Origin of the sequence: Rhizobium sp. NZLR1b (genome assembly GCF_019685155.1) — a bacterium.
Classification (GTDB): Bacteria; Pseudomonadota; Alphaproteobacteria; order Rhizobiales; family Rhizobiaceae; genus Rhizobium.
The window spans coordinates 83,293-104,435 of sequence record NZ_JABDWC010000008.1; the positions used below are offsets into that span (position 1 = coordinate 83,293).

20 protein-coding genes are annotated in these 21,143 nt (G+C 63.0%); 13 read left to right on the forward strand and 7 right to left on the reverse strand.

Annotated elements, in window-relative coordinates; genetic code table 11:
* Positions 1–9 precede the first annotated feature (9 nt).
* The 3 genes from HJB84_RS13955 to HJB84_RS13965 form a co-directional block, all read right to left on the reverse strand.
* On the reverse strand, positions 10–1,242 hold the full coding sequence (locus tag HJB84_RS13955) for a sugar ABC transporter substrate-binding protein (protein ID WP_221116191.1): 1,233 nt from the start codon (positions 1,240–1,242) through the stop codon (positions 10–12).
* Positions 1,243–1,304: 62 nt separating this feature from the next.
* Complete coding sequence (locus tag HJB84_RS13960) at positions 1,305–2,207, reverse strand: sugar phosphate isomerase/epimerase (protein ID WP_221116192.1); 903 nt, start codon at positions 2,205–2,207, stop codon at positions 1,305–1,307.
* 11 nt (positions 2,208–2,218) lie between these two features.
* Positions 2,219–3,253, reverse strand: a complete 1,035-nt coding sequence (locus HJB84_RS13965; protein ID WP_207585907.1) for a Gfo/Idh/MocA family protein — start codon at positions 3,251–3,253, stop codon at positions 2,219–2,221.
* Positions 3,254–3,467: 214 nt separating this feature from the next.
* Here HJB84_RS13965 and HJB84_RS13970 point away from each other — a divergent pair, with 214 nt between their 5' ends.
* From HJB84_RS13970 to HJB84_RS13980, 3 genes are all read left to right on the forward strand, one after another.
* Positions 3,468–4,511: a LacI family DNA-binding transcriptional regulator gene (locus HJB84_RS13970; RefSeq protein ID WP_207585906.1), complete on the forward strand. Its 1,044-nt coding sequence runs from the start codon at positions 3,468–3,470 to the stop codon at positions 4,509–4,511.
* A gap of 85 nt (positions 4,512–4,596) precedes the next feature.
* Positions 4,597–4,872 (forward strand): type II toxin-antitoxin system Phd/YefM family antitoxin, encoded by a 276-nt coding sequence (locus tag HJB84_RS13975; protein ID WP_207585905.1) that lies wholly within the window; start codon positions 4,597–4,599, stop codon positions 4,870–4,872.
* On the forward strand, positions 4,872–5,303 hold the full coding sequence (locus HJB84_RS13980; protein WP_207585904.1) for a type II toxin-antitoxin system VapC family toxin: 432 nt from the start codon (positions 4,872–4,874) through the stop codon (positions 5,301–5,303). Before HJB84_RS13975 ends, HJB84_RS13980 begins: the two co-directional genes overlap by 1 nt.
* Positions 5,304–5,321: 18 nt before the next feature.
* Here the strand turns inward: HJB84_RS13980 and HJB84_RS13985 are convergent, their stop codons facing one another.
* Together HJB84_RS13985 and HJB84_RS13990 are read right to left on the reverse strand one after the other, a co-directional pair.
* Positions 5,322–6,659 (reverse strand): LLM class flavin-dependent oxidoreductase, encoded by a 1,338-nt coding sequence (locus HJB84_RS13985; RefSeq protein ID WP_221116193.1) that lies wholly within the window; start codon positions 6,657–6,659, stop codon positions 5,322–5,324.
* A gap of 8 nt (positions 6,660–6,667) precedes the next feature.
* Positions 6,668–6,811 (reverse strand): hypothetical protein, encoded by a 144-nt coding sequence (locus HJB84_RS13990; protein ID WP_221116194.1) that lies wholly within the window; start codon positions 6,809–6,811, stop codon positions 6,668–6,670.
* Between the two features lie 169 nt (positions 6,812–6,980).
* Between HJB84_RS13990 and HJB84_RS13995 the strand changes: the two genes are divergently transcribed.
* Entirely contained in the window at positions 6,981–8,198 is a 1,218-nt protein-coding gene (locus HJB84_RS13995) for an SfnB family sulfur acquisition oxidoreductase (RefSeq protein ID WP_207585902.1), read from the forward strand.
* Between the two features lie 79 nt (positions 8,199–8,277).
* On the opposite strand, the gene HJB84_RS14000 is transcribed toward HJB84_RS13995, so the two are convergent.
* The gene (locus tag HJB84_RS14000) at positions 8,278–9,486 is read right to left on the reverse strand and encodes an acyl-CoA dehydrogenase family protein (RefSeq protein ID WP_207585901.1); all 1,209 of its coding nucleotides are present in this window, start codon (positions 9,484–9,486) and stop codon (positions 8,278–8,280) included.
* A 79-nt stretch (positions 9,487–9,565) separates the two neighbouring features.
* Positions 9,566–10,612, reverse strand: a complete 1,047-nt coding sequence (locus tag HJB84_RS14005; RefSeq protein ID WP_207585900.1) for a substrate-binding domain-containing protein — start codon at positions 10,610–10,612, stop codon at positions 9,566–9,568.
* 230 nt (positions 10,613–10,842) lie between these two features.
* Here HJB84_RS14005 and HJB84_RS14010 point away from each other — a divergent pair, with 230 nt between their 5' ends.
* From HJB84_RS14010 to HJB84_RS14050, 9 genes are all read left to right on the forward strand, one after another.
* On the forward strand, positions 10,843–12,327 hold the full coding sequence (locus HJB84_RS14010) for a sugar ABC transporter ATP-binding protein (RefSeq protein ID WP_221116195.1): 1,485 nt from the start codon (positions 10,843–10,845) through the stop codon (positions 12,325–12,327).
* Positions 12,324–13,376, forward strand: a complete 1,053-nt coding sequence (locus HJB84_RS14015; RefSeq protein ID WP_207585898.1) for an ABC transporter permease — start codon at positions 12,324–12,326, stop codon at positions 13,374–13,376. Before HJB84_RS14010 ends, HJB84_RS14015 begins: the two co-directional genes overlap by 4 nt.
* Before the next feature lie 18 nt (positions 13,377–13,394).
* Positions 13,395–14,792: an LLM class flavin-dependent oxidoreductase gene (locus HJB84_RS14020; protein ID WP_207585897.1), complete on the forward strand. Its 1,398-nt coding sequence runs from the start codon at positions 13,395–13,397 to the stop codon at positions 14,790–14,792.
* A 174-nt stretch (positions 14,793–14,966) separates the two neighbouring features.
* Positions 14,967–16,577, forward strand: coding sequence for an ABC transporter substrate-binding protein (locus tag HJB84_RS14025; protein WP_207585896.1), 1,611 nt, complete (start codon positions 14,967–14,969; stop codon positions 16,575–16,577).
* 40 nt (positions 16,578–16,617) lie between these two features.
* Positions 16,618–17,607, forward strand: a complete 990-nt coding sequence (locus HJB84_RS14030; protein ID WP_207585895.1) for an ABC transporter permease — start codon at positions 16,618–16,620, stop codon at positions 17,605–17,607.
* Positions 17,604–18,437 (forward strand): ABC transporter permease, encoded by an 834-nt coding sequence (locus HJB84_RS14035; RefSeq protein WP_207585894.1) that lies wholly within the window; start codon positions 17,604–17,606, stop codon positions 18,435–18,437. Before HJB84_RS14030 ends, HJB84_RS14035 begins: the two co-directional genes overlap by 4 nt.
* Positions 18,434–19,228, forward strand: a complete 795-nt coding sequence (locus HJB84_RS14040) for an ABC transporter ATP-binding protein (protein WP_221116196.1) — start codon at positions 18,434–18,436, stop codon at positions 19,226–19,228. The genes HJB84_RS14035 and HJB84_RS14040 overlap by 4 nt, the downstream gene beginning before the upstream one ends.
* On the forward strand, positions 19,225–20,007 hold the full coding sequence (locus HJB84_RS14045; protein ID WP_207585892.1) for an ABC transporter ATP-binding protein: 783 nt from the start codon (positions 19,225–19,227) through the stop codon (positions 20,005–20,007). Before HJB84_RS14040 ends, HJB84_RS14045 begins: the two co-directional genes overlap by 4 nt.
* A gap of 11 nt (positions 20,008–20,018) precedes the next feature.
* Complete coding sequence (locus HJB84_RS14050) at positions 20,019–21,113, forward strand: alanine--glyoxylate aminotransferase family protein (RefSeq protein WP_221116197.1); 1,095 nt, start codon at positions 20,019–20,021, stop codon at positions 21,111–21,113.
* The last annotated feature ends 30 nt before the right edge of the window (positions 21,114–21,143 follow it).

The following is a 21,143-nucleotide window of genomic DNA, read 5'->3' on the forward strand; positions in this document are numbered from 1 at the left end:
AACCGCTCCTTAGCCCAGCACAGCCTTGATCTTGTCCGCTGCCTGGTCGAGTGCGTCCTTCGGGCTCATCTGGCCGGTCAACGCCGCCTGGATGGCGTCCTGGATCGCCTTGGAGATCTTCGGCCATTGCGGATGCGGACCGCGCGGCTTGGCATATTTCAGCTGTTCGAGGAACACCTTGAGGGCGGCATCCTTCAGCGGCTGACCGGTCTCGGGGATGGAGATGTCGGAACGGGCCGGAAGCTGGCCGAAATTCTTGAACATCTTGTCGTCCTGCGAGGCGAAATATTCGAGCGCCTTGAAGGCTTCGGCCGGATGTTTGCTGGTAGCAAAGATCGCCCAGTTGAAGTCGCCCATGGCCGACGAACGTTCAGCCCCTTCCTTTGGAACCGGAAGCAGGGTGACGCCCCAGTCGAATTTCGCTTCCTGCGTCATGCGGTCGAGTTCCCAGGGACCCGAGATCGCCATTGCCGCATTGCCGGAGTTGAAGGTGCCGGTCGAATCCCACTGGCCGCGTGTCAGCGTATCGGGAGACGCGAGCTTCTCGTCCATGATCGTCTTCCAGATCCCGAGCGCCTTCACCGCGCCGTCGGCATTGATGTGCTGATAGCTGCCGCCGCCCATCTGGGCCCAGGGAAGGAACTGAAAGGTGCCCTCCTCGTTGGCCTTGGCCGAAAAAGCCAGACCGTAAACGTTCTTGGCGGGGTCGGTCAGCTTGCGCGCATCCTCGACCAGTTCGTCCCAGGTCTGCGGCGGCTTGTTCGGATCGAGGCCCTTGGCCTTGAACATGTCCTTGTTGTAGTAGAGCGCGATCGTGTTCGTCGCCTTCGGCACGCCAAAATACTTCCCATCCCATTCCACTGACTTCAGCGGTCCAGGGAAATAATTATCCGGCTTGATGACGGTCGACTTGGCGATCATGTCGGTCAGGTCGAGGAAGGCGCCGCGCGACGAGAACAGCGCATGCTCCGGATTGTCGACGGCGATGATATCGGGTGCCTGGCCGGTGGCGTAGGCGCGCATCGCCTCGGTGACGACGTCGTCGAACTGGATCAGCCGATACTCGATCTTGATGCCGTTGTTCTGGGCGTTGAACTCCTTGACGAGGTTCGGCGCCGGCTGGGTGTCCTTATCCAGCGACCAGAGCGTCAGCGTGACATCCTCGGCCTTGGCCGAAAGGCCAAACAGCGAGACGCCTGCAAGCGCCAGAGCGCCGAGAATTGCATATTTACGGATAGCCATGGTTCTCCTCCTTTGTGGTTATCCCCGTTTCCGGCAATTCCTCCTTGCCGGAAACGATATTATCAGACCGGGTCGACGACGAATTCGCCGCCCCGGGCATGCTTGAGGTGGTTCAGCGCATAGACCTGGCCGGTCATTTCAAGCGCGTCGCGATAGACCGGGTCGTGCCAGCCTTCGATATCGATCGAGCCGGACCAGCCGGCCAGGCGCAGCTCGGAAATGATGTCGGTCCAGTTGCTGTCGCCGAAGCCCGGCGTGCGCATGAAGACAAATTTCTCCTTGCCGAAAATGCCGTGTTCCTTGATGACCTCCCAGCGGATGGTCGCGTCCTTGCCATGGACGTGGAAGAACTTGTGCGCCCATTTGCGGATCTGCGGCAACGGGTCGATCAGATAGACCATTTGATGGCACGGCTCCCATTCCAGCCCGATATTGTCGTCCGGCGTCTCGTTGAACATCAATTCCCAGGCATCGGGATTGTGAGCGATGTTCCAGTCGCCGCTTGCCCAGTTGCCGTCCATGGCGCAATTCTCGAAGGCGATCTTGATCCCCTTGTCGGCCGCCCGTTTGGCGAGCTCGCTCCAGATCTGCTTGTAGCGAGCCAGGCTGTCGGTCAGCGGTTTGCCGCGGATGCGGCCGGTGAAGCCGGCAACGCAAGACGCGCCGAAATGATGGGCATTGTCGATGCAGTCTTTCCAGCCCTGCAGCGTCTCCAGGTCGATTGCGGTCTCTTCCAGCGGATTGCCGAACATGCCGAGCGTCGAGATGGTGATGTCGCGGTCGCCGATGGCGTCGAGGCAGCGCTTGCCGAGCTCGGAAAGGTCCTGGCCCTTGGTCGTCTGCCAGAAGAAGGGTTCGAAGCTTTCGAAGCCCATGTCGGCGATTTCGCCGATGCGCTGGGCAGTATCGCCCTTGTTGCCGCTGACCATGGTGCCGATGCGAATGGATTTTGCAGGGTTGCTCACGTCACTTGATCCTATGCTGAAATTTCGATGCGCTTGCCCGTCTTGGCGCTTTCGATCGCACCGAAGACCATGGCGAGGCTTCTGATATTGTCGGAGTTGACCGTTTCGGGCTGTTTGCCGGTGCGGATCGCCGCGATGAAGTCGGCGATGACGCTGGCGTGGCCGTGGGTTTCTTCGTCATGCTCCGGACCGGGAACGTTTACGGAAGTAGAACCACGCAACAGGCCGGGCTCCTCGCCCGCAACCGTCGCCTTGAAGCTCTCCTCGCCGTCCCAGGTGAGCATGCCCTTCGAGCCGACGAGACGCCACTGGCTTTCCCAGCTGGTGCGCTCACCCTCGGCGCACCAGGAGCCACGATAGGTAAAGACGATATCGTCTGAAAATTCGAAGATGGCATTGGCCGAGGCGCCGTGCCGGTACCACGACCCCTTCGGATTGCGCTCGACGCAATAGACGGCGAGCGGCTTCCTGTCGGCGACGTAACGGGCGGCATCGAAGGTGTGGATCGCCATGTCGAGAAGCAGGACATTATCCATCTCTTCGCGGAAGCCGCCGAAATGCGGTGCGAGGAAGAAGTCGCAATGGATGCCGGTGAGCTCGCCGATCACGCCGCTGTCGACGAAGCGGCGCAGGCGCCTGATGCCCGAGATGAAACGGCGGTTTTGGATGACCGCATGGATGCGGCCGGTTTCTGCGGCGAGATCGATCAGCGCAGCGCCCTCGGCAAGCGAGGCGGCCATCGGCTTTTCGCTGAGCACGTGGCAGCCGGCCTTGAGCGCCGCCGAAACGACATCGTACCGGGCGGACGGAATGACGATGTCGAAGACCAGATCGGCCTTGGTCGCAGCGATAACTTCGGACAGGTCCGAACCGATCACAGCGCCCTTAAGACCGAACTCGGCAGCGAGCTTTTCCGCCGTCTCCCGGTTGAGGTCGACGAGACCGACGATGGTGATGGATTCGGCCAGTTGAGGGTTGGAAGCGATGGCGCGCAACCAACCTTTGGACATAGCTCCGCACCCGCACAGAATGGCACTGAATTTCACGATTTCCTCCAGGGAATGGCGCCAACTCTCCTCGTGACACGCACTCCGTAAACGTTTACGAATGTTGGCGGAAACACTTTGCGATGTCAATAGACGCCAAATGCGAAATTTCGGACCGAGATCCGAATGGATCTAAATCAGAGAAGGAAAGCAGGATGTCATCTGGAAACCGCGCGCAGTTTTCGGCATCATGCTCCAGGGAAAATCAACAACGATGAAGGGCATTCGCCAGCTTGCCGAACACTTGGATATTTCGATCGGCACGGTCTCCCGGGCGCTGAATGGCAAGCCTGATGTCAACGAGGAAACGCGCCGCCGCGTGCTGGCAGCCGCGGAGGAACTCGGCTACGTCGCCAACCAGTCGGGGCGGAGCCTGAGACAGGGAGAGACGAAGGTCATCGGGTTGATGATCGAATCCAGCACGGAGGCGGTCGAGAATGCCGACAACTTCTTCCTCGGCGTCACCAGCGGCCTGCAAAGCGTCTTTGCCCGCCACAGCCTCGACCTCATCATGCTGCCCAGCCCGAGCGATGAGGATCCGCACGAATATCTGAAGCGCATGGTGGCGCGGGGCATCGTCGATGCGATGATCATCTCGAATATGCAGCGTATCGACCGGCGCATCGATCTTCTGTCGCGGGCAAAGATCCCCTTCGTTTCGGTCGGCCGCAGCCTTTCGGCCAGCAATTCGCCCTGGATCGATCTCGATTTCGAAGGCGTGGCCGAACATGCGGTCCAGCGGCTGGTCGCACGCGGCCACCGTCGGATCGCGATCACCGCGCCGTCGAGCGAGGTCAACCTCGGCTACGTCTTTCTCGAGAGCTATCGCCGCGCGCTCGAACGCCACGATATAGCGTTCGACCGGTCGCTCGTCATCCGCGTCAAGTCGAGCGAACAAGGCGGCTATCAGGCGGCCCACGAGCTGCTGCTTCTTGAAGAGCGGCCGACGGCGGTGATCCTGATCTACGAGCTGATGGCGATCGGCCTTTACCGCCGCCTGACGGAGGCAGGCGTCATGCCCGGCCGCGACATTGCCGTGATCGGCTTCCGTGACGCGCCTCGAGCGCGGTTCCTGCAGCCCTCGCTCAGCTGCTTCCGCATGTCACTCTACGATCTCGGCATCGCGCTGGGCCAGATGCTTCTCGCCAACATGCCGGCCTATCGCAAGTTCTATCCCGATGCCGGCCGCAACGTCGTCTGGCCGCTCGAATTGGTGCCGGGAGAAAGCGATGCGTTTCAGGCGGTGGCCATGGTCTGAGCGCCGCTGGATGACTCCTCCAGGAAAGCGGGGGCTCCCTCCCCGCCGATCTTGTAAAAGTGAGTTAAATGTAGCATACTTTCTGATGAATGTAGTATGGACGATGTCGATGAAAATGTCCTTCATGACCAGCGCTTCCTTCAACCAGAATCCGAGTAAGGCAAAGAAGGAGGCGAATGAACGGCCGCTCGTGATCACCGATCGCGGCAAGGCGGCTTATGTGCTTGTCAGTTATGCGGAATTTCAGGCGAACTGGAAGGCGCCGAAGACACTCTTTGCGGCCTTGCGCGATCCGACAGCCGATGAAAGGGAGTTCGAGCCCGAGCGGCTCGGCTTTGACGACAGGACCGTCGAGTTCTGATGGTGTTCCTGCTTGACACGAATGTCGTCTCTGCTGCGCGAAGAGCCGAGCGGCAGTCGCGGGAATTCCAAGACTTCATGAAGGAGTTTTCCGTTGCCGAAGCCTATCTCTCAGCGGTTACGATCATGGAAATCCAGTTCGGCATCCAGCGCGAGCGCGGAAGGGACCCCGGCTTCGCCGAGGATCTGCGCCGCTGGATGGATGAGAGCGTGCTGACGGAATTCGCCGAGCGCATCCTGCCATTCGATGCAGCGACGGCAAGCCGGGCCGGACTGCTTCCAACCGCGGACAAGCGTCCATCCGCCGATGCAATGATCGCCGCCACTGCGTTGGAACACGGGCTGAACCTCGTGACCCGCAATGTCGCGCATTTCATCCCGCTAGGCATCGAATGCATCGACCCCTGGCGTTTTGCTGGCACACGGAGCTGAGCGGCTGGCAGCAGCGCCTCATGCGCCCGATACGAAGAACCGGTTCTCCGGCCGCGGCAAGCCGAGATGCTCGCGCAGCGTTGCGCCTTCATATTCGCTGCGGAACAGGCCGCGGCGCTGAAGCTCCGGAACCAGTCGTTCAGTGACGTCAAGGAGACCCTGCGGCAGATAGGGGAAGACGATATTGAAGCCGTCCGAGCCTTCCTCCTCCAGCCAGCATTCCATTTCGTCGGCAATGCTTGCCGGTGTACCGACGAAGGCAAGGCCGGCATAGCCACCATAGCGTTGCGCCAGCTGCCGCACGGTCAGGTTTTCTTCCGCCGCAAGCTTCAGGACCTGGGCGCGGCCGGTCTTGCTGGCATTGGTGTCGGGAATATCGGCCGGTAGCGGCGCGTCGGGATCGAAGCCGGAAGCGTCATGGCCGAGCGCGATCGAAAGCGAGGCAATTGCGCTGTCGTAATGCACCAGGCCGTCGAGGGTGGCACGTTTGGCGCGGGCCTCCTCGATGCTGTCGCCGACGATGACGAAGGCGGCGGGCAGGATCTTCAGATGGTCGCGGTTGCGGCCGATGGCTTCCATGCGACCCTTGATATCGGCAAAAAGCACCTTGCCGGCGGCAAGATCGCGCGGCGAACAGAAGACCATTTCGGCGGTCTCCGCGGCAAGCTGGCGGCCGGGATCCGACTGGCCGGCCTGGACGATGACAGGCCATCCCTGCGGCGGGCGGGCGATATTGAGCGGCCCGCGGACGCTGAGTTCCTCGCCCTTATGGTTCAGCGCATGCATTTTTTCCGGATCGAAGAACAGGCCGCTCTCCCGGTCGCGAATGAAGGCGTCGTCGGCGAAGCTGTCCCAGAGCCCGGTGACGACATCATAAAACTCCCGAGCGCGATGATAACGCTCGCCATGCTCCATATGTTCGTCGAGGCCAAAATTGAGAGCGGCGTCGGGGTTCGACGTCGTGACGATGTTCCAGCCGGCGCGGCCACCGCTGATATGGTCGAGCGAGGCGAAACGTCGGGCTATGTGATAGGGCTCGTCGAATGTGGTGGAAGCGGTAGCGACGAGACCGATACGCTCCGTCACTGCCGCCAGCGCTGAGAGCAGCGTGAAGGGCTCGAAAGAGGTCACGGTGTGGCTGCGCCTGAGTGCCTCGACCGGCATGTTGAGCAGGGCAAGATGATCGGCCATGAAGAAGGCGTCGAATTTCGCCCGTTCCAGCGCCTGTGCAAAGAACTTTAGATGCGCGAAATTGAAGTTTGCGTCAGGATAGGAACCGGGATAACGCCACGCGCCGGTATGCAAGCTGACGGGACGCATGAAGGCGCCGAGGCGCAACTGCCGTGAACGGGTCATGATTTTCCTCATGGATCGGGCAAGGCGGCCGCCTGCCCCGCATTGGGCGTTCTTTCCGGAGCCGCTGCGGCGACGCATCGGATATCGGTTACGTAGGAGGTCGACGAATTCAAATCGAGGCCGGCTGCAGTAATTTCCGCCAGGAATTTCATTCCTTCTCCGGCCGCGTTTTCACGGAAACGCCGAACCGAGACACTAATCCCGGCGGCCGGAGGCCGATAAGCAAACACTTTCCATTTTACATGACATCTATAGAATTTGTGCTCTTATCTCGATGCTCGATTTCTTTCACCGATAGGATCGGTAGAATTGGAGACATCGATGAATACCGTCCTGAGGCAAGCAGACCAGATCCGGCCGGTGGCCGCCCGTATCGGCAGCGACGAGGAAGTGATCGCAACCGCCCGCAGGCTGGCGGCGCAATTTGCCGCACGCGCCGCCGAGCGCGATAGCGACCGGCTCCTGCCGTTCGCCGAACTCGATCTTCTCGCCCAATCCGGCCTTCTGGCGATCACCGTGCCCGCGCAATATGGCGGGCTCGACGTCTCGAACGCCGTGCTTGCCGAGATCACCGCGATCCTGTCGGAGGCGGACAGTTCGATCGGCCAGATCCCGCAGAACCATTTCTATATTCTCGAGGCGCTCAGAACCGACGGCGGCGAGGAGCAGCAGCGTTATTTCTTCGGCCGGGTGCTGGCCGGCGACCGTTTCGGCAATGCACTTTCCGAGCGCGGCACGAAGACGGTCGGCCACTATAACACGCGCATCACCCGCGACGGTCCGGGTTACCGGATCAACGGCCGCAAATTCTATTCGACCGGCGTCCTCTTTGCCGACTGGATCACCGTCTTTGCGCTCGATGCGGAGGAGCGGCTGACCATGGCCTTCGTGCCGAAAGGCACCGAAGGCATCGAGATCGTCGACGACTGGGACGGTTTTGGCCAGCGCACCACCGGCAGCGGCACGACGATCCTCGACAATGTCTATGTCAGCGCCGATTCCGTCGTCTTCCATCACAAGGGCTTCGAGCGGCCGACGACGATCGGCTCGGTCGGCCAGATCATCCATGCCGGTATCGATCTCGGTATCGCGCGGGCGGCCTTTGCCGAAACGCTGGAGTTCGTCAGGACGAAATCGCGCCCCTGGATGGATAGCGGCCTCGACCGTGCCTCCGACGATCCGCTGACGATCGCCAAGGTCGGCCAGATCGCCATCCGGCTGGAAGCCGCAACGGCGCTCGTCGAGCGTGCCGGCCACAAGGTCGATGCCGCGCAGATCGAGACGACGGAGAAAAACGTTGTCGAGGCGACGCTTGCGGTTGCCGCCGCCAAGGTGCTGACGACCGAGGTGGCGATCGAGGCGGCGAATACGCTCTTCGAACTTGCCGGAACCTCGTCGGTACAGGCAGGCCTCAATCTCGACCGCCACTGGCGCAATGCCCGCACTCATACGCTGCACGATCCGGTGCGCTGGAAATATCACGTTGTCGGCAACTACCATCTGAACGGCGTGACGCCGCCGAAAAACGGCGCGCTCTGAAATTTCCGTCGCTTGCAAACGAAAGTCCCACCGCCAGCGTTGGCGGTGGGGCTTTTGCGTTCGAGGGAAGACGGCCGCCTCAGCTATAGAGGCTGACCTCCGGTATCTTGTCGTTCAGCACGAATTCACCAACTTCCTTGGCCTTGTAGAAGACCGGGTCGTGCAGCGTGTGGGTGCGGACATTGCGCCAGAACCGGTCGAAGCGATATTTGTTCGCTGTCGAGCGCGCGCCCGTCAGTTCGAAGACGCGTGAGGTGATGTCGAGCGAGACATGGGTGGCATGGACCTTGGCGGCATAGGCTTCCGCCGCCGCCTCGCCGCGCTCGCGTGCCGTCACATCTCGGCCGTGGGCTAGACCCGCCTGCACGGCGGTTGCCGCGCTGTCGGCAAGGGCTGCCGAGGCCTTCAGCGCGGCGGTGAATTCGCCGACACGTTCGAGGATATAGGGATCGTCCGCTGCCCGCTCGACGCCTGATGTGATCCACGGCCGGGTCGTGGTTCTGACGTAGTCGACGGCCGCCTGCAACGCGCCTTCGGCGGTGCCGAGATAAAAGTTGACGAAGACCAGCTGGATGAACGGCGTATTGAAGGTCGAGAGCACGGGCGGCGCCACATCGGCTGCAGCGGGCGCACCGACGAAATCCTCCTCGTAGACGGGGAAATCGTGGAATTCGACACTGCCGCTGTCGGAGAGGCGCTGGCCGATATTGTCCCAGTCGTCGCTGGCGACGTAGCCTGGGCGATTGGTCGGCACGGCGAAACCGGCGATCTTGTCATCGAGCGTGGCGTTGGCGTTGATATAGTCGGAGACCCGCGCTGCCGTGGAGAAGGACTTGCGGCCGTTCAGCACATAGCCGTTGCCGCGGCGGGTCAGCACCAGCCCGGGGTCGCGCGGGTTGACGGCCGCGCCCCAATAGAGGTTCTTCGCCACCGTCTCGCCGCCGAGCGCTTGGGCGCGCGCCGCATCGAGCGCCCAGTAGATGTACTGGCTATTGACATAATGGTAGCCGAGCAACTGGCCGATCGAGCTCTCGCCACGGGCGAGAATGCGTACCAGCCTCAGCCCGTCGACCCAATCGAGGCCGCCGCCGCCGATCTCTGACGGATGCAGCGCGTTGAGCAGGCCGGCATTCTTCAGCTTGACGATCTCGGCAAGTGGCGGACGGCCGTCGCGGTCGAGTTCGGCCGCGCGCTGGGAAAGGTCGGCCGAGATAGCCTCGGCACGGGCAAAGAGGTCTTCTCGCGTCGGGTTGCGGGGGGCCGCGAAGACGACATTGGACTGGCTCATGGGCGGAACTCCAATTCTCCAAGGGGATGTTCCGGCGGGAGCCGCACGCTCCCCGCTGGAAAGGATCAAGCCAAAAGCCTCAGAACAGTTTGTCCGGGATCCAGCTGGCGGTCGCCGCATCGCTGATGCTGAAGGCGGGGACCTTTTCGGCCAGCTCTTCGATCGTCTTGACGCCGGCGGCGCGCAGGCTCTCCTGCGTCAGAAGCGTCGGCTTCACGGTAATCTGATGGGGTACCGTCTGGCCGGCGATTTCGAGAGCGGCGGCGCGGATCGAGACGGCGCCGACCACGGCCGGATTGGTGGCGACGGTCGCGACCCAGGGACTGCCTTCCTCGGTAATTTCCTGGATATCGGCCGTGGAGACATCGGCAGAATAGATCTTGAGCTTGTTTGCAATGCCGAGATCGTTGGCAGCGAGTTTTACGCCGCGGGCGAATTCGTCATAGGGGGCGAAGACCACCGATATATCGGGATTGGCTGTGAGTACGGCCTTGGCCTGGTCGGCGGTCGAGGTTGCCGTCGTGTCGCTGACATTGCCGAAGCGGGCCTTTTCGACCACGCCTTTGTTGTCCGACTTGAACTTGTCCCAGACTTCGTTGCGGCGGTCGAGCGGCGCAAAGCCCGCGACATAGACATAACCGGCGTTGAAGCTGTTGCCGTTATCCTTCACCACCTGCGCGAGCGCCAGCGAGGCAAGCTCGTGGTCGCTCTGCTCCACCTGTGGGATTTTGGGGTTGTTGAGGTTGACGTCGAAAGCCACGACTTTGATGCCCTTGTCGAGCGCCTGCTGCACGACGTCGCCGAGCGATTCCGGCAGGCCGTGGTCGATGACGATGCCGGAGACGCCGAGGTTGATCGCCTGCAGGATCTGCTCGCGCTGCTCGGCGGCATCCTGCCGCCCGGGGAAGATGCGCAGGTCGATATCCAGTGCCTTGGCCTGGGCCTCGGCGCCCGCCTGGTAGGCCTGGAAGAAATCGCCGGCCGAGATGTAGCTGATCAACGCCACCTTGACGCCACCCTTGTCGAAGGGAGCCGGAGCACCGGACAGGCCGTCGGCCTTTGCGCCTTGAATGAAAATGAACGGAATGACGGCGGCAGACAGTGCGAGCCGTGCGAGGGATTTCATCGTCGCGTTCCTTTTGGCAAAAAGAGGCGTCGTCTGACAGGCAGCACCCCGCGACGCGTCAAGTTATTAGATATAATCTCTATGTTTTTAGTAGATTAAATGATCCGATTTTGCGGGCTGCGGGAGATTCTTTGTTCCCCCGGCACTGTCCGCCGGGGAAATGCGTGCCTGGAATTCGACCGCCCAAAAGAGGCACACTCCTGATACAAATGCAGTCCCGGATCTTGTCGATGCCGCTTCTTCACATAGAAAATATCAGCCGCAGCTTCGGGTCGACGCGGGCGCTTGCCGGCGCCGATCTTTCGATCGAGCGCGGCGAGATCGTAGCGCTCATGGGCGCAAACGGCGCGGGAAAATCGACGCTGGTCAAAATCCTTTCCGGCGTGCTTCCGGCCGACGGCGGTACGATCCGTTTCGATGGCCGTCCCTTCGCGCCGCGCAGCCCGGCGGAAGCGGCAAGGGCCGGTATCGTCACCGTGCATCAGGCGACGGATCTGGTCGGTGCAGCCGGCCTGACCGTCGCCGACGCCCTGCTTCTCAACCGTTTCGCCGATCGCAGCATGCCCTTCTTCGTCACGCGCGCCGGCATTCGCCGAGCGGCGCAGGCGATGCTCGATGCTGCCGGCCTCACCTTGCCGCTCGACCGTGATTTCGGCGAACTCGCCAGCGCCGACCGGCAACTGGTGGCGATTGCACGGGCGCTAGCCAACCGCGCCGATCTCCTCATTCTCGATGAGCCGACGGCGAGCCTTTCCGGAGAGGAAAGCCGCCGTCTCTTTGACATTCTGCTGAGGCTTCGCCAGAGGGGACTGGCAATCCTTTATATATCGCATCGCACAGCCGATCTCGAAGCGATTGCCGACCGCGCGCTCGTCATGCGCGGCGGCCGCGTCGTCGGCACCTTCTCGCGGCCGATCGATTTTTCGAGCGCCATCGAGACGATGATCGGCCGCAGATTGGATGCGGCCCGGCCGGATGCGCGGCCCGCGACCGGCCCGGTGATTTTCGAGATGCGCGATGCCTGCCTGCTGCCCACAGGCGCGTCCTTCGATCTGTCGCTCCATGAGGGCGAAGTGGTGGCGGTGACCGGCGTGCTCGGCGCCGGCAAGAGCCGGCTGCTCCAGGCGATCTTCGGCGCGACGGCGCTTGAGGGTGGCACGATGTTTCTCGAGGGCCGGCCTTACCGACCGAAAAGCCCGGCCGAAGCGATTGCGTCAGGCGTTGCGATGGCGGCCGAAGACCGTCATCGTTCCTCGCTGATGCCGCCGGCATGGCCGGGCCATTCGCTCTCGGCGACGATCAGCCTGCCGCATCTTTCCAAATGGTATCCGCGCGGGTTCCTCCTCGGCAGGCGCGAACGACATGAGGCCGAGCAGGCGATCGCCCATTTCGGCATCAAGGCAGCCGGTCCGCTCGCCTCCGTCTGGTCGCTGTCCGGCGGCAACCAGCAGAAGGCGGTGATCGCCCGCTGGGAAGCGGAGCCAAGCCGCCTCCTGTTGCTCGACGAGCCCTTTCAGGGCGTCGACGTCGGCGCCCGCCGCGATATCATACAGGCAATCCGTGCCCGCACCGACCGGGCGACGCTGATCGTGACCTCCGATCCCGAGGAGGCCTATGAAGTGGCCGACCGCATCCTGGTCATCGACCGCCACGTGTTGGAACCCGCCGCGGACGGAAATGCCGCTCCTTTTGCCATTCAGGAAATATCGGCATGACGACGTTCGACGACGACACTCGGGCAGGCACTCTGCAAACGGTATCGCACGCCGAAAGCGGCCGCCTTGCAGCCTTAGGGGCGTTTCTCCGCGCAGGCGCGGTGTTTATCCTGCTTGCGCTGCTGATCGTCGGTTTTTCGATCGCCGAGCCCGCTTTCATCAACATCGCCAATCTCATGAGCATCCTGCAGGCGGTGTCGGTCGTCGCCATCCTCGGTGCCGGCGTCACTGTCACGCTTGCTGTCGGCGGTTTCGACCTGTCGATCGGCGCGGTCGCCGCATCGAGCGTGATGGCGGCGAGTTATGCGATGATCGTCTGGGGTCTCGACGCCTACGCGACGGTGCCGCTGGTGCTCGCCTTCGGCGCCCTGGTCGGCCTCGTCAACGCCTTGCTGATCGTCCGCCTGAAGGTGCCGGATCTGCTGGCGACACTGGCGATGATGTTCCTGCTCTCCGGCCTGCAGCTGATACCCACTGCCGGCCGGTCGATTTCATCAGGCCTCACCTTGCCCGACGGTTCGAAGGCGACCGGCGCCTACGACCCGGCCTTCCTGCTGATCGGCCGCTACAGCATCTTCGGCACCCTCCCCGTCTCAGTGGTGTTAATGGCGGCGGTCGCCGTCGTACTCTTCATCCTCACCGAACGCACCCGCATCGGCCGGCTGCTGTTTGCGACCGGCGGCAACGAGGTCGCCACCCGGCTCGCTGGGGCTTCGACCGTCAGGCTGAAGACGCTCGCCTATGTCCTGTCGGGCACGCTGGCCTCGCTCGGCGGCATCATCATTGCCGCCCGCGTTGGGCGTGGCGACATCTCTTCCGGCGGCTCGCTGCTGATGGATTCGGTTGCCGCCGCGCTGATCGGTTTTGCCGTTTTCAACCTGCGGCGCCCAAACGTGCTCGGCACCATCGCCGGCGCCGTCTTCGTCGGCGTGCTGCTGAACGGTCTGACCATGCTGAACGCCCCCTATTACACCCAGGATTTTGTCAAGGGCGCCGTGCTCGTCGGCGCGCTGGCGCTGACCTACGGCCTCGGCCGCAGCAATTCCTAAATTCCAAGGAAGAAAGACATGACCCGCCAAATCAGGCTGAACGCCTTCGACATGAATTGCGTCGGACACCAGTCGCCGGGGCTCTGGCGCCATCCACGCGACAAGTCGTGGACCTATAAGGATCTCGACTACTGGGTGCATCTGGCAAAGACGCTGGAGCGCGGCGGGTTCGACGGCCTGTTCATCGCCGACGTGCTCGGCGTCTACGATGTGCTGAACGGCAATGTCGATGCCGCCCTTCGACATTCGGCGCAGGTGCCGGTCAACGATCCGCTGCAGCTCATCCCGACCATGGCCTACGCCACCGAGCACCTCGGCTTCGGCCTGACGGCCTCGCTCTCTTTCGAGCATCCCTACACCTTCGCCCGCCGCATCTCGACGCTCGATCATCTGACGAAAGGCCGCGTCGGTTGGAATATCGTCACCTCCTATCTCAACAGCGGCGCGCTCAACATCGGTCAGCCGGCGCAGACGGGACACGACGATCGCTACGACCTCGCCGAAGAATATCTCGAAGTCTGCTACAAGCTCTGGGAGGGAAGCTGGGAGGACGGCGCCGTGGTCCGAGACCGCGAAACCGGCATCTTCACCCATCCAGAAAAAGTCCACCCGATCCGCCATTCCGGCCGGCATTTCAACGTGCCCGGCATTCATTTGAGCGAACCCTCGCCGCAGCGCACGCCGGTGCTCTACCAGGCCGGCGCCTCCAGCCGCGGCAAGGATTTCGCCGGCGCCCATGCCGAATGCATCTTCGTGGCGTCGCCATCGAAGGCGGTGCTGAAACGCTATGTCGCCAATGTCCGCGAGGCGGCCGAGCGTATCGGCCGCAACCCGCGCGACATTCTCGCCTTCAACCTCCAGACAGTAGTCCTCGGCGAGACCGATGCCGAGGCGCAGCGCAAATTCAACGAATACCGCAAATATGCCTCCTTCGAAGGCGCGCTGACGCTGATCTCCGGCTGGACCGGCATCGATTTCGGCCAATTCGGGCCGGACGAAGTGCTGCGCCACCGTCATACCAATGCGGTGCAATCGGCCGTCGAGACCTTCACCACCATCGATCCCACCAAGGAATGGACGGTGCGCGAAATGGCCGACTGGGTCGGCGTCGGCGGTTTTGGTCCTGTTTTCGTCGGCTCGCCGCAGACGGTTGCCGATCTGATGCAGGAATGGATCGAGGACACCGATGTCGACGGTTTCAACCTCGCCTATGCCGTGACGCCCGAGAGTTTCGAGGATGCTGTGGATTTGCTGGTGCCGGAATTGCAGAAGCGCGGCGTCTACAAGACCGAATATGCCAAGGGCACGCTGCGGGAAAAGCTTGGGGGAGCAGGACCGCGACTTGTCGCGCCGCATCCGGGTGCCGCCTACCGCGATCTCTTTAGCGAGCCAACACGCCTCGCCGCCAGCGGCTAGAGCATGATGCCGAAAAGTGTGAGCGGTTTTCGAGGAATATCCTGCTCCAAGCAAATAATGGCTGGGTGACAAAAAATGTCTCGCCCGGCCCGACCATTCGAATTTAATTATCTATGATAGTTGGCATTTCGCCCTGAATATGGGCACTTGAAATTTTATCGATCAGGAGGGGTCATGACCGTACCATCTATCTCGCGGCGCACGCTGATGAAGGGCGCCGCCCTGCTCCTCGCTTCGACGGCGCTTAGCCGCCACGCGCTGGCGCAGACGGCGCCCGCCGGTGGCCGGCTGATCGTTGCTGCGGATTCCGAGCCGAAGAACCTCAATCCTGCCATCGTTGCCTCGAACGGCGTCTTTTTCGTCGCAAGCAAGGTGATCGAACCACTGGCCGAAGCCTCGTTCGACGGCAAGGACGGGCTTTCGCCGCGCCTCGCCACGTCCTGGGAGGGCTCGGCCGACGGCCTCTCCGTCACCTTCAAGCTGCGCGACGGCGTCACCTGGCACGACGGCAAGCCGTTCACCTCGCTCGATGTCGCCTTTTCCGCGCTCAATATCTGGAAGCCGCTGCAGAATCTCGGCCGCCTGGTCTTCGCCGATCTCGAAGCCGTCGATACCCCTGATGATTACACCGCCGTCTTCCGCTTCTCCAAGCCGACGCCGTTCCAGCTGATCCGCAATGCCCTGCCCGTCGTCACCAGCGTCGTTGCCAAGCACATCTTCGACGGCAGCGATATCGCCACCAATCCGGCCAACAACGCGCTCGTCGGCACTGGTCCGTTCAAGTTCGCCGAATACAAGCCCGGCGAATATTACCGGCTGACGCGCAATGAGAATTACTGGGGCAAGGACCAGCCGAAACTCGATGAGATCGTCTTCCGCGTGCTGCCGGATCGCGCGTCGGCGGGGGCGGCGCTCGAAGCCGACGAAATCCAGCTTGCCGCCTTTTCGGCAGTGCCGCTTGCCGATCTCGGCCGCATCTCCAAGGTCGACGGTATCAAGGTGATTTCGAAGGGCTATGAGGCTTTGACCTATCAGCTGGTCGTCGAGATCAATCACCGCCGCAAGGAGTTGGCCGACCTCCGGGTCCGCCAGGCGATCGCCCAGGCGATCGACAAGAAATTTGTGGTCGACACGATCTTCCTCGGTTACGCCGCTGCCTCCACAGGCCCGGTGCCGAGGAATGCGCCGGAGTTCTACACATCAGATGTCGCGGCCTATGCATTCGACCCCGCCGCCGCCAACGATATTCTTGACAAGGCGGGTTACGCCAAAGGGGCGGACGGTAACCGCTTCAAGCTGAAGCTTCGCCCGGCGCCCTATTTCAACGAGACCCGCCAGTTCGGCGATTACCTTCGCCAAGCGCTCGCCGTGATCGGCATCGATGCCGAGATCGTCAATGCCGATGCGGCCGCCCACCAGAAAGCTGTTTATACCGACCACGATTTCGATCTTGCCGTCGGTCCGCCGGTGTTCCGCGGCGATCCGGCGATCTCCACCACCATTCTCGTCCAGTCCGGCACACCTGATGGTGTGCCCTTTTCCAACCAGGGCGGCTACGTCAATCCGGAGCTCGACAAGATCATCCATCAGGCCTCCGAAACCGTCGACACGACGGCGCGCACCGATCTCTACCGCAAGTTCCAGCAGCTCGTCGTCGCCGATCTGCCGCTGATCAACGTCGCGGAATGGGGCTTCATAACCGTTGCGCGCGATACCGTGCTCAACGTCTCGGACAATCCGCGCTGGGCCGTTTCGAACTGGGGCGATACCGCGCTGCAATCATGATAAGATTGGCGGCAATTCTCTTCCGGGGGCCCAGTCCGGCGTGAAACGTGCAATCATCCTCCTGAGGCGCAGGGCGATCAGCAGTATTCCGGTGCTGCTGATCGTGGTGATCTTCACCTTTTTGCTGCTCGAATCCGCTTCGGGCGATGCCGTCGATGCCTATCTTGGCTCGATCGGGGGCGGCGATGCGGCACTCAGGCAGTCGCTGCGCGAAAGCTATGGCCTCGACCGGTCCGTGCTCGCGCGCCTGTGGCTCTATCTTTCCTCGCTTGCCCGGCTCGATCTCGGCTGGTCGGTGGCCTTCGGGCGGCCGGTCGGCGCACTAATTGCCGAACGCCTGCCCAACACGCTGCTGTTGATGGGCAGCGCCACCGCGCTGTCTTTCGGCTTGGGCTCGGCGCTCGGTATCCTTGCCGGCGCCCGGCCGGGCACCCTTCGCGACCGATTGCTGTCGATCGGTTCGCTGATTGTCTACGCCATTCCGAGCTTCTGGCTCGGCCTGGTTCTGAGCATCGCCTTTTCGGTGACGCTGCGCTGGTTTCCGATCGCCGGCATCGAGACGATCGCTTCCGGCAAGACAGGATTGTCGCGCGCGCTCGACATTGCCGATCATCTGGTCCTGCCGGTCGGCGCGCTCGCCTTGATCTATCTCGCCCTGTTCCTGCGGGTGATGCGCGCCGGCATGGCGGAGGCCTGGAAGCTGGATTTCGTGCTCTTTGCCCGCGCCAAAGGTCTGTCGCGCAGTCGCATCGTGCTACGCCACGTGGCGCGCAATGCGCTGCTGCCGCTCGTCACCATGCTCGGGCTACAATCGGCGGCCATGCTCGGCGGCAGCGTGGTGATCGAGAGCGTCTTTGCTATTCCCGGGTTCGGGCGGCTGGCGCAGGAGGCGGTCAACGGCCGCGACGCGCCGCTGTTGATGGGTATTATCGTTACCAGTGCCGTCCTCGTTATTTCGGTCAACTTTCTCGTCGATCTCGTCTATGCCGCGCTCGATCCGCGCATCGGCGCTTCGGAGGGCAATGCATGAGCCGTCTCCGCCGCCTCCTCAGCACGCCGGAAGGCGCGGTCGGGCTTGTGATCCTTCTCGTCCTGCTTGCGGTTGGGCTGCTTGCTCCGATCATTTCGCCGGGCGATCCGCTGAGAATTGCCGGCCGGGCGCTGCTTCAGCCATTCACCGATCCAGGTTTTCCGCTTGGCACCGACCGGCTTGGCCGCGACGTGGTGGCGGGCTTACTCTATGGTGCGCGAACCTCGCTTGCCGTCGGCCTTGCGGCAGCGTTTTCGGCCATGCTGCTTGGCCTCTGCGTCGGCATGGCGGCCGGTTTTGCCGGCGGGATCGTCGACGAGGCGCTGATGCGCGTGGTCGACGCTTTCCAGATCGTGCCGGGCTTTCTGCTCGCCCTTGCCTTCGTCAGTACCATCGGGGTCTCGATGCCTGTCGTCGTCCTTGCCATCGCGCTTGGCACATGGGCCGATCCGGCGCGGCTGACGAGAGCGCAGGTGCTGGCGATCCGCGAGCAGGATTACGTCGCCTCTGCAAGGGTGATCGGCATGCATCCGGCCGAGATCGCCTTCCGGGAGATCCTGCCGAACGCTTTGCCGCCGGTGCTGGCGCTGTCGGCCACCATTGTCGCCGGCGCAATTCTCACCGAGGCAGCACTTTCCTTTCTTGGTCTTGGCAATCCCAATATCGCCACCTGGGGCTCGATGATCGCCGAGGGCCGCAGTGTGCTGCGTTCGGCCTCCTATCTCTCGGTCCTACCGGGGGCGGCACTCGCCGTCACCGTGCTCGGCGTCCATCTCTTCAGCGAAGGTATTAGCAAGGCGCTTGGCGATGACGGCGTGAGGGCGGCATGAACGGCGTTTTCTGCAGCCTGCGGCAGCTTTCGGTCACCTACGGGCGCGGCAGGAACAGTGCTGCCGCGCTCGACCATATCGATCTCGATATCGCTACAGGCGAAAGGCTTGCGATCATCGGCGAAAGCGGCTCCGGCAAGAGCACCGTCGCCCGCGCGCTCGCCGGCCTGCTGCCGGAGGGAACGAGAGTTGGCGGCGAGGTGTTTTGGCCTGGGCTTGGCCATCCGCCCCGCCCTGGTCGCGATTTCGGCTTCGTCTTCCAGGATCCGGGCGCGAGCCTCAATCCCGTGCTGACGGTCGGCGAACAGGTCGCCGAAGGCGCGAGGCGCCATCTCGGCGTCAGCTGGAAACAGGCCTATATCAGGGCCGAAGAGCTGCTTGGGCGGGTGCGGATACCGCAGCCTGACAAGGTGATGCGGGCTTTTCCGCATCAGCTTTCCGGCGGTCAGCGCCAGCGCGTGGCGATCGCCGCAGCCATTGCCGCGAAACCAGCGCTGCTGATCGCCGACGAAGCGACCAGCGCGCTCGATGTCGTCGTCCAGGCCGAGATCGTCCGCCTGCTCGACGGGCTGGTTCGCGAGGACGGCATGACGCTGCTTTTCATCACGCACGACATCGCCCTTGCCTCCGGCTTCGTCGATCGCATCGCGGTTTTCTGCGACGCGAGGCTGGTCGAGGCGGGACCGGTCGGTTCAGTGCTTTCGGCGCCGAAAAGCGTTTATACCGCCGCGCTCATCGCCAGCCACCGCGACCTCGCGACACCGCCGCTGATCGCGGAGGTGCCGTCATGAATGATACCCTGCTGTCCGTCGAAAACCTGGCGAAAGGGTTTTCTTCCGCAGGGCGTCGGGTTGCCGCCCTCGACAACGTGTCGCTGACGATTGCGGCCGGCGAAACACTCGGGCTCGTCGGCGCTTCCGGCAGCGGGAAATCGACGCTGTCGCGCATCCTGCTGCGGCTTCTTGCGGCCGATGCCGGCTCGATCCGCTTCGAGGGAGAGGATTGGCTAACGCTGAATGGCGCGACTTTGCGCCGCAAGCGGGCGCGCATGCAGATAGTGTTCCAGGATCCGCTGGCGGCCTTCAATCCGCTGGCGACTGTCGGCACTGTCCTCGATGATCCGTTGCGCATCCATGGCGTCGTCCCGAAAGACCAGCGCCCCGGCGAGATCGCCATGCTTCTCGAGCGTGTCGGTCTGGCTGCAGATTATGCCACTCGTCCCGTTCGTGCGCTCTCCGGCGGCCAGCGACAGCGTGTGGCGATCGCGCGGGCGATTGCGACACGGCCCTCGTTGCTTGTGCTCGACGAAGCGGTCTCGGCACTCGACGTCACCGTGCGCGGCAGGATCCTCGAACTTCTGGTCGATCTGCAGAAGGAACAGGGCATTGCCTGTTTGTTCATTTCGCACGATCTTGCCGTGGTCCGCGCCGTCTCCCACCGCATCGCCGTCATGGAAGGCGGGCGGATCGTCGAGATCGGCCCGGCAGCGGCGGTCGTTGCCGCGCCGCAATCCGATGCCGCCCGCGCGCTTGTTGCCGCTGTCCCCCGTCTCGTCACGGATCCATCTTGAAGGAAGTATCCATGTCCGATCTTGGTTGGAATCCCCTGCATGGCGCGCCCTCCTATCCACCAGAGCGCTATGCCGTTCTTGCCGACAGAATTGGCAGCATCTTGAGCAGCGGCAACGACATATTGCTGGTGCAGGCAGAGGCGATGGTGGCGCTGGAGGCGGCGGCGGTCAGCCTTGCCCGTCCGGGCCTTACGGCGCTCAACATCGTCACCAGCCCCTATGGCGGCTGGTTCGGGCAATGGCTGCGGCGAGGTGGTGCTGCGGTCAAGGATATCATCGCCGAACCAGGGCGGCCGACGGAGATCGAGGCGATCGCCGAGGCGCTGGACGCCGGCCCGTCTATCGATGTGCTCGCCCTGGTTCATGCGGAATCGGCAAGCGGCATTCTCAACCCCCTCCCTGAGATACTGGCGCTTGCGCGTGCCCGCGGCATCGTCACCGTCGTCGATGCGGTCGCCTCGATCGGCGGCCATCGGCTCGACGTCGACGATCTCGGCATCGACATCGCGGTGATCGGTGCGCAGAAGGCGCTTGGCGGTCCAGCGGGCGTCTCGGCGCTCTCGATCAGCCGGCGCGCCTGGGGCCTCATTCTGAGCGATGGCGCGCCGCGCGATTCGATCCTGTCGTTGGCCGATCTGAAGACCTGGGTCGACAGCGGACGGCGCGGCCTGCCGGGAACGCCGGCGCCGTTGGAATTCTTCGCGCTCGAAACCGCACTCGACCGCATCGAGGCCGAAGGCCTGGAGAATGTCGTCGCCCGCCATGCACTGGCAGCATCGGCAACACGGGCGGGGCTTGCAGCGCTCGGCGTGGGGGTCTGGGTGCCGGCAGCCAAAGCTTCGAACCTGGTGACGGCGGTGCCGATGCCGAAGGCACTGGCGCCTGATGCGCTGATCGCCGCCGCGGGGCGGCTGGGAGTGGAGCTGACCGAAGGTGTGGGAACCGCGCCGGCCCGCCTCGTCCGGCTGAACCATACAGGTCCGCGCGCCGCATTCCAGGCGGTGCTGTCGAACGTCGTGGCCTATGGCGCCGCCCTCAGGCAGGCCGGTTATCCCACGGATGTCGCCGCCGCTGCGGAGGCGATATGCGAGGCCTACTGCCGCTGAAAGCCGTATCCGGCCCTTGATAATCACGGC

Coding starts and splice junctions, on each gene's coding strand:
- HJB84_RS14045 (WP_207585892.1), top strand. CDS start 19,225: ATGAATGATACCCTGCTGTCCGTCGAAAACCTGGCGAAAGGGTTTTCT.
- HJB84_RS14020 (WP_207585897.1), top strand. CDS start 13,395: ATGACCCGCCAAATCAGGCTGAACGCCTTCGACATGAATTGCGTCGGA.
- HJB84_RS14050 (WP_221116197.1), top strand. CDS start 20,019: ATGTCCGATCTTGGTTGGAATCCCCTGCATGGCGCGCCCTCCTATCCA.
- HJB84_RS14010 (WP_221116195.1), top strand. CDS start 10,843: ATGCCGCTTCTTCACATAGAAAATATCAGCCGCAGCTTCGGGTCGACG.
- HJB84_RS14025 (WP_207585896.1), top strand. CDS start 14,967: ATGACCGTACCATCTATCTCGCGGCGCACGCTGATGAAGGGCGCCGCC.
- HJB84_RS13995 (WP_207585902.1), top strand. CDS start 6,981: ATGAATACCGTCCTGAGGCAAGCAGACCAGATCCGGCCGGTGGCCGCC.
- HJB84_RS14005 (WP_207585900.1), bottom strand. CDS start 10,612: ATGAAATCCCTCGCACGGCTCGCACTGTCTGCCGCCGTCATTCCGTTC.
- HJB84_RS13985 (WP_221116193.1), bottom strand. CDS start 6,659: ATGACCCGTTCACGGCAGTTGCGCCTCGGCGCCTTCATGCGTCCCGTC.
- HJB84_RS13975 (WP_207585905.1), top strand. CDS start 4,597: ATGAATGTAGTATGGACGATGTCGATGAAAATGTCCTTCATGACCAGC.
- HJB84_RS13970 (WP_207585906.1), top strand. CDS start 3,468: ATGAAGGGCATTCGCCAGCTTGCCGAACACTTGGATATTTCGATCGGC.
- HJB84_RS14015 (WP_207585898.1), top strand. CDS start 12,324: ATGACGACGTTCGACGACGACACTCGGGCAGGCACTCTGCAAACGGTA.
- HJB84_RS14000 (WP_207585901.1), bottom strand. CDS start 9,486: ATGAGCCAGTCCAATGTCGTCTTCGCGGCCCCCCGCAACCCGACGCGA.
- HJB84_RS14040 (WP_221116196.1), top strand. CDS start 18,434: ATGAACGGCGTTTTCTGCAGCCTGCGGCAGCTTTCGGTCACCTACGGG.
- HJB84_RS14035 (WP_207585894.1), top strand. CDS start 17,604: ATGAGCCGTCTCCGCCGCCTCCTCAGCACGCCGGAAGGCGCGGTCGGG.
- HJB84_RS13980 (WP_207585904.1), top strand. CDS start 4,872: ATGGTGTTCCTGCTTGACACGAATGTCGTCTCTGCTGCGCGAAGAGCC.
- HJB84_RS13955 (WP_221116191.1), bottom strand. CDS start 1,242: ATGGCTATCCGTAAATATGCAATTCTCGGCGCTCTGGCGCTTGCAGGC.
- HJB84_RS13990 (WP_221116194.1), bottom strand. CDS start 6,811: ATGAAATTCCTGGCGGAAATTACTGCAGCCGGCCTCGATTTGAATTCG.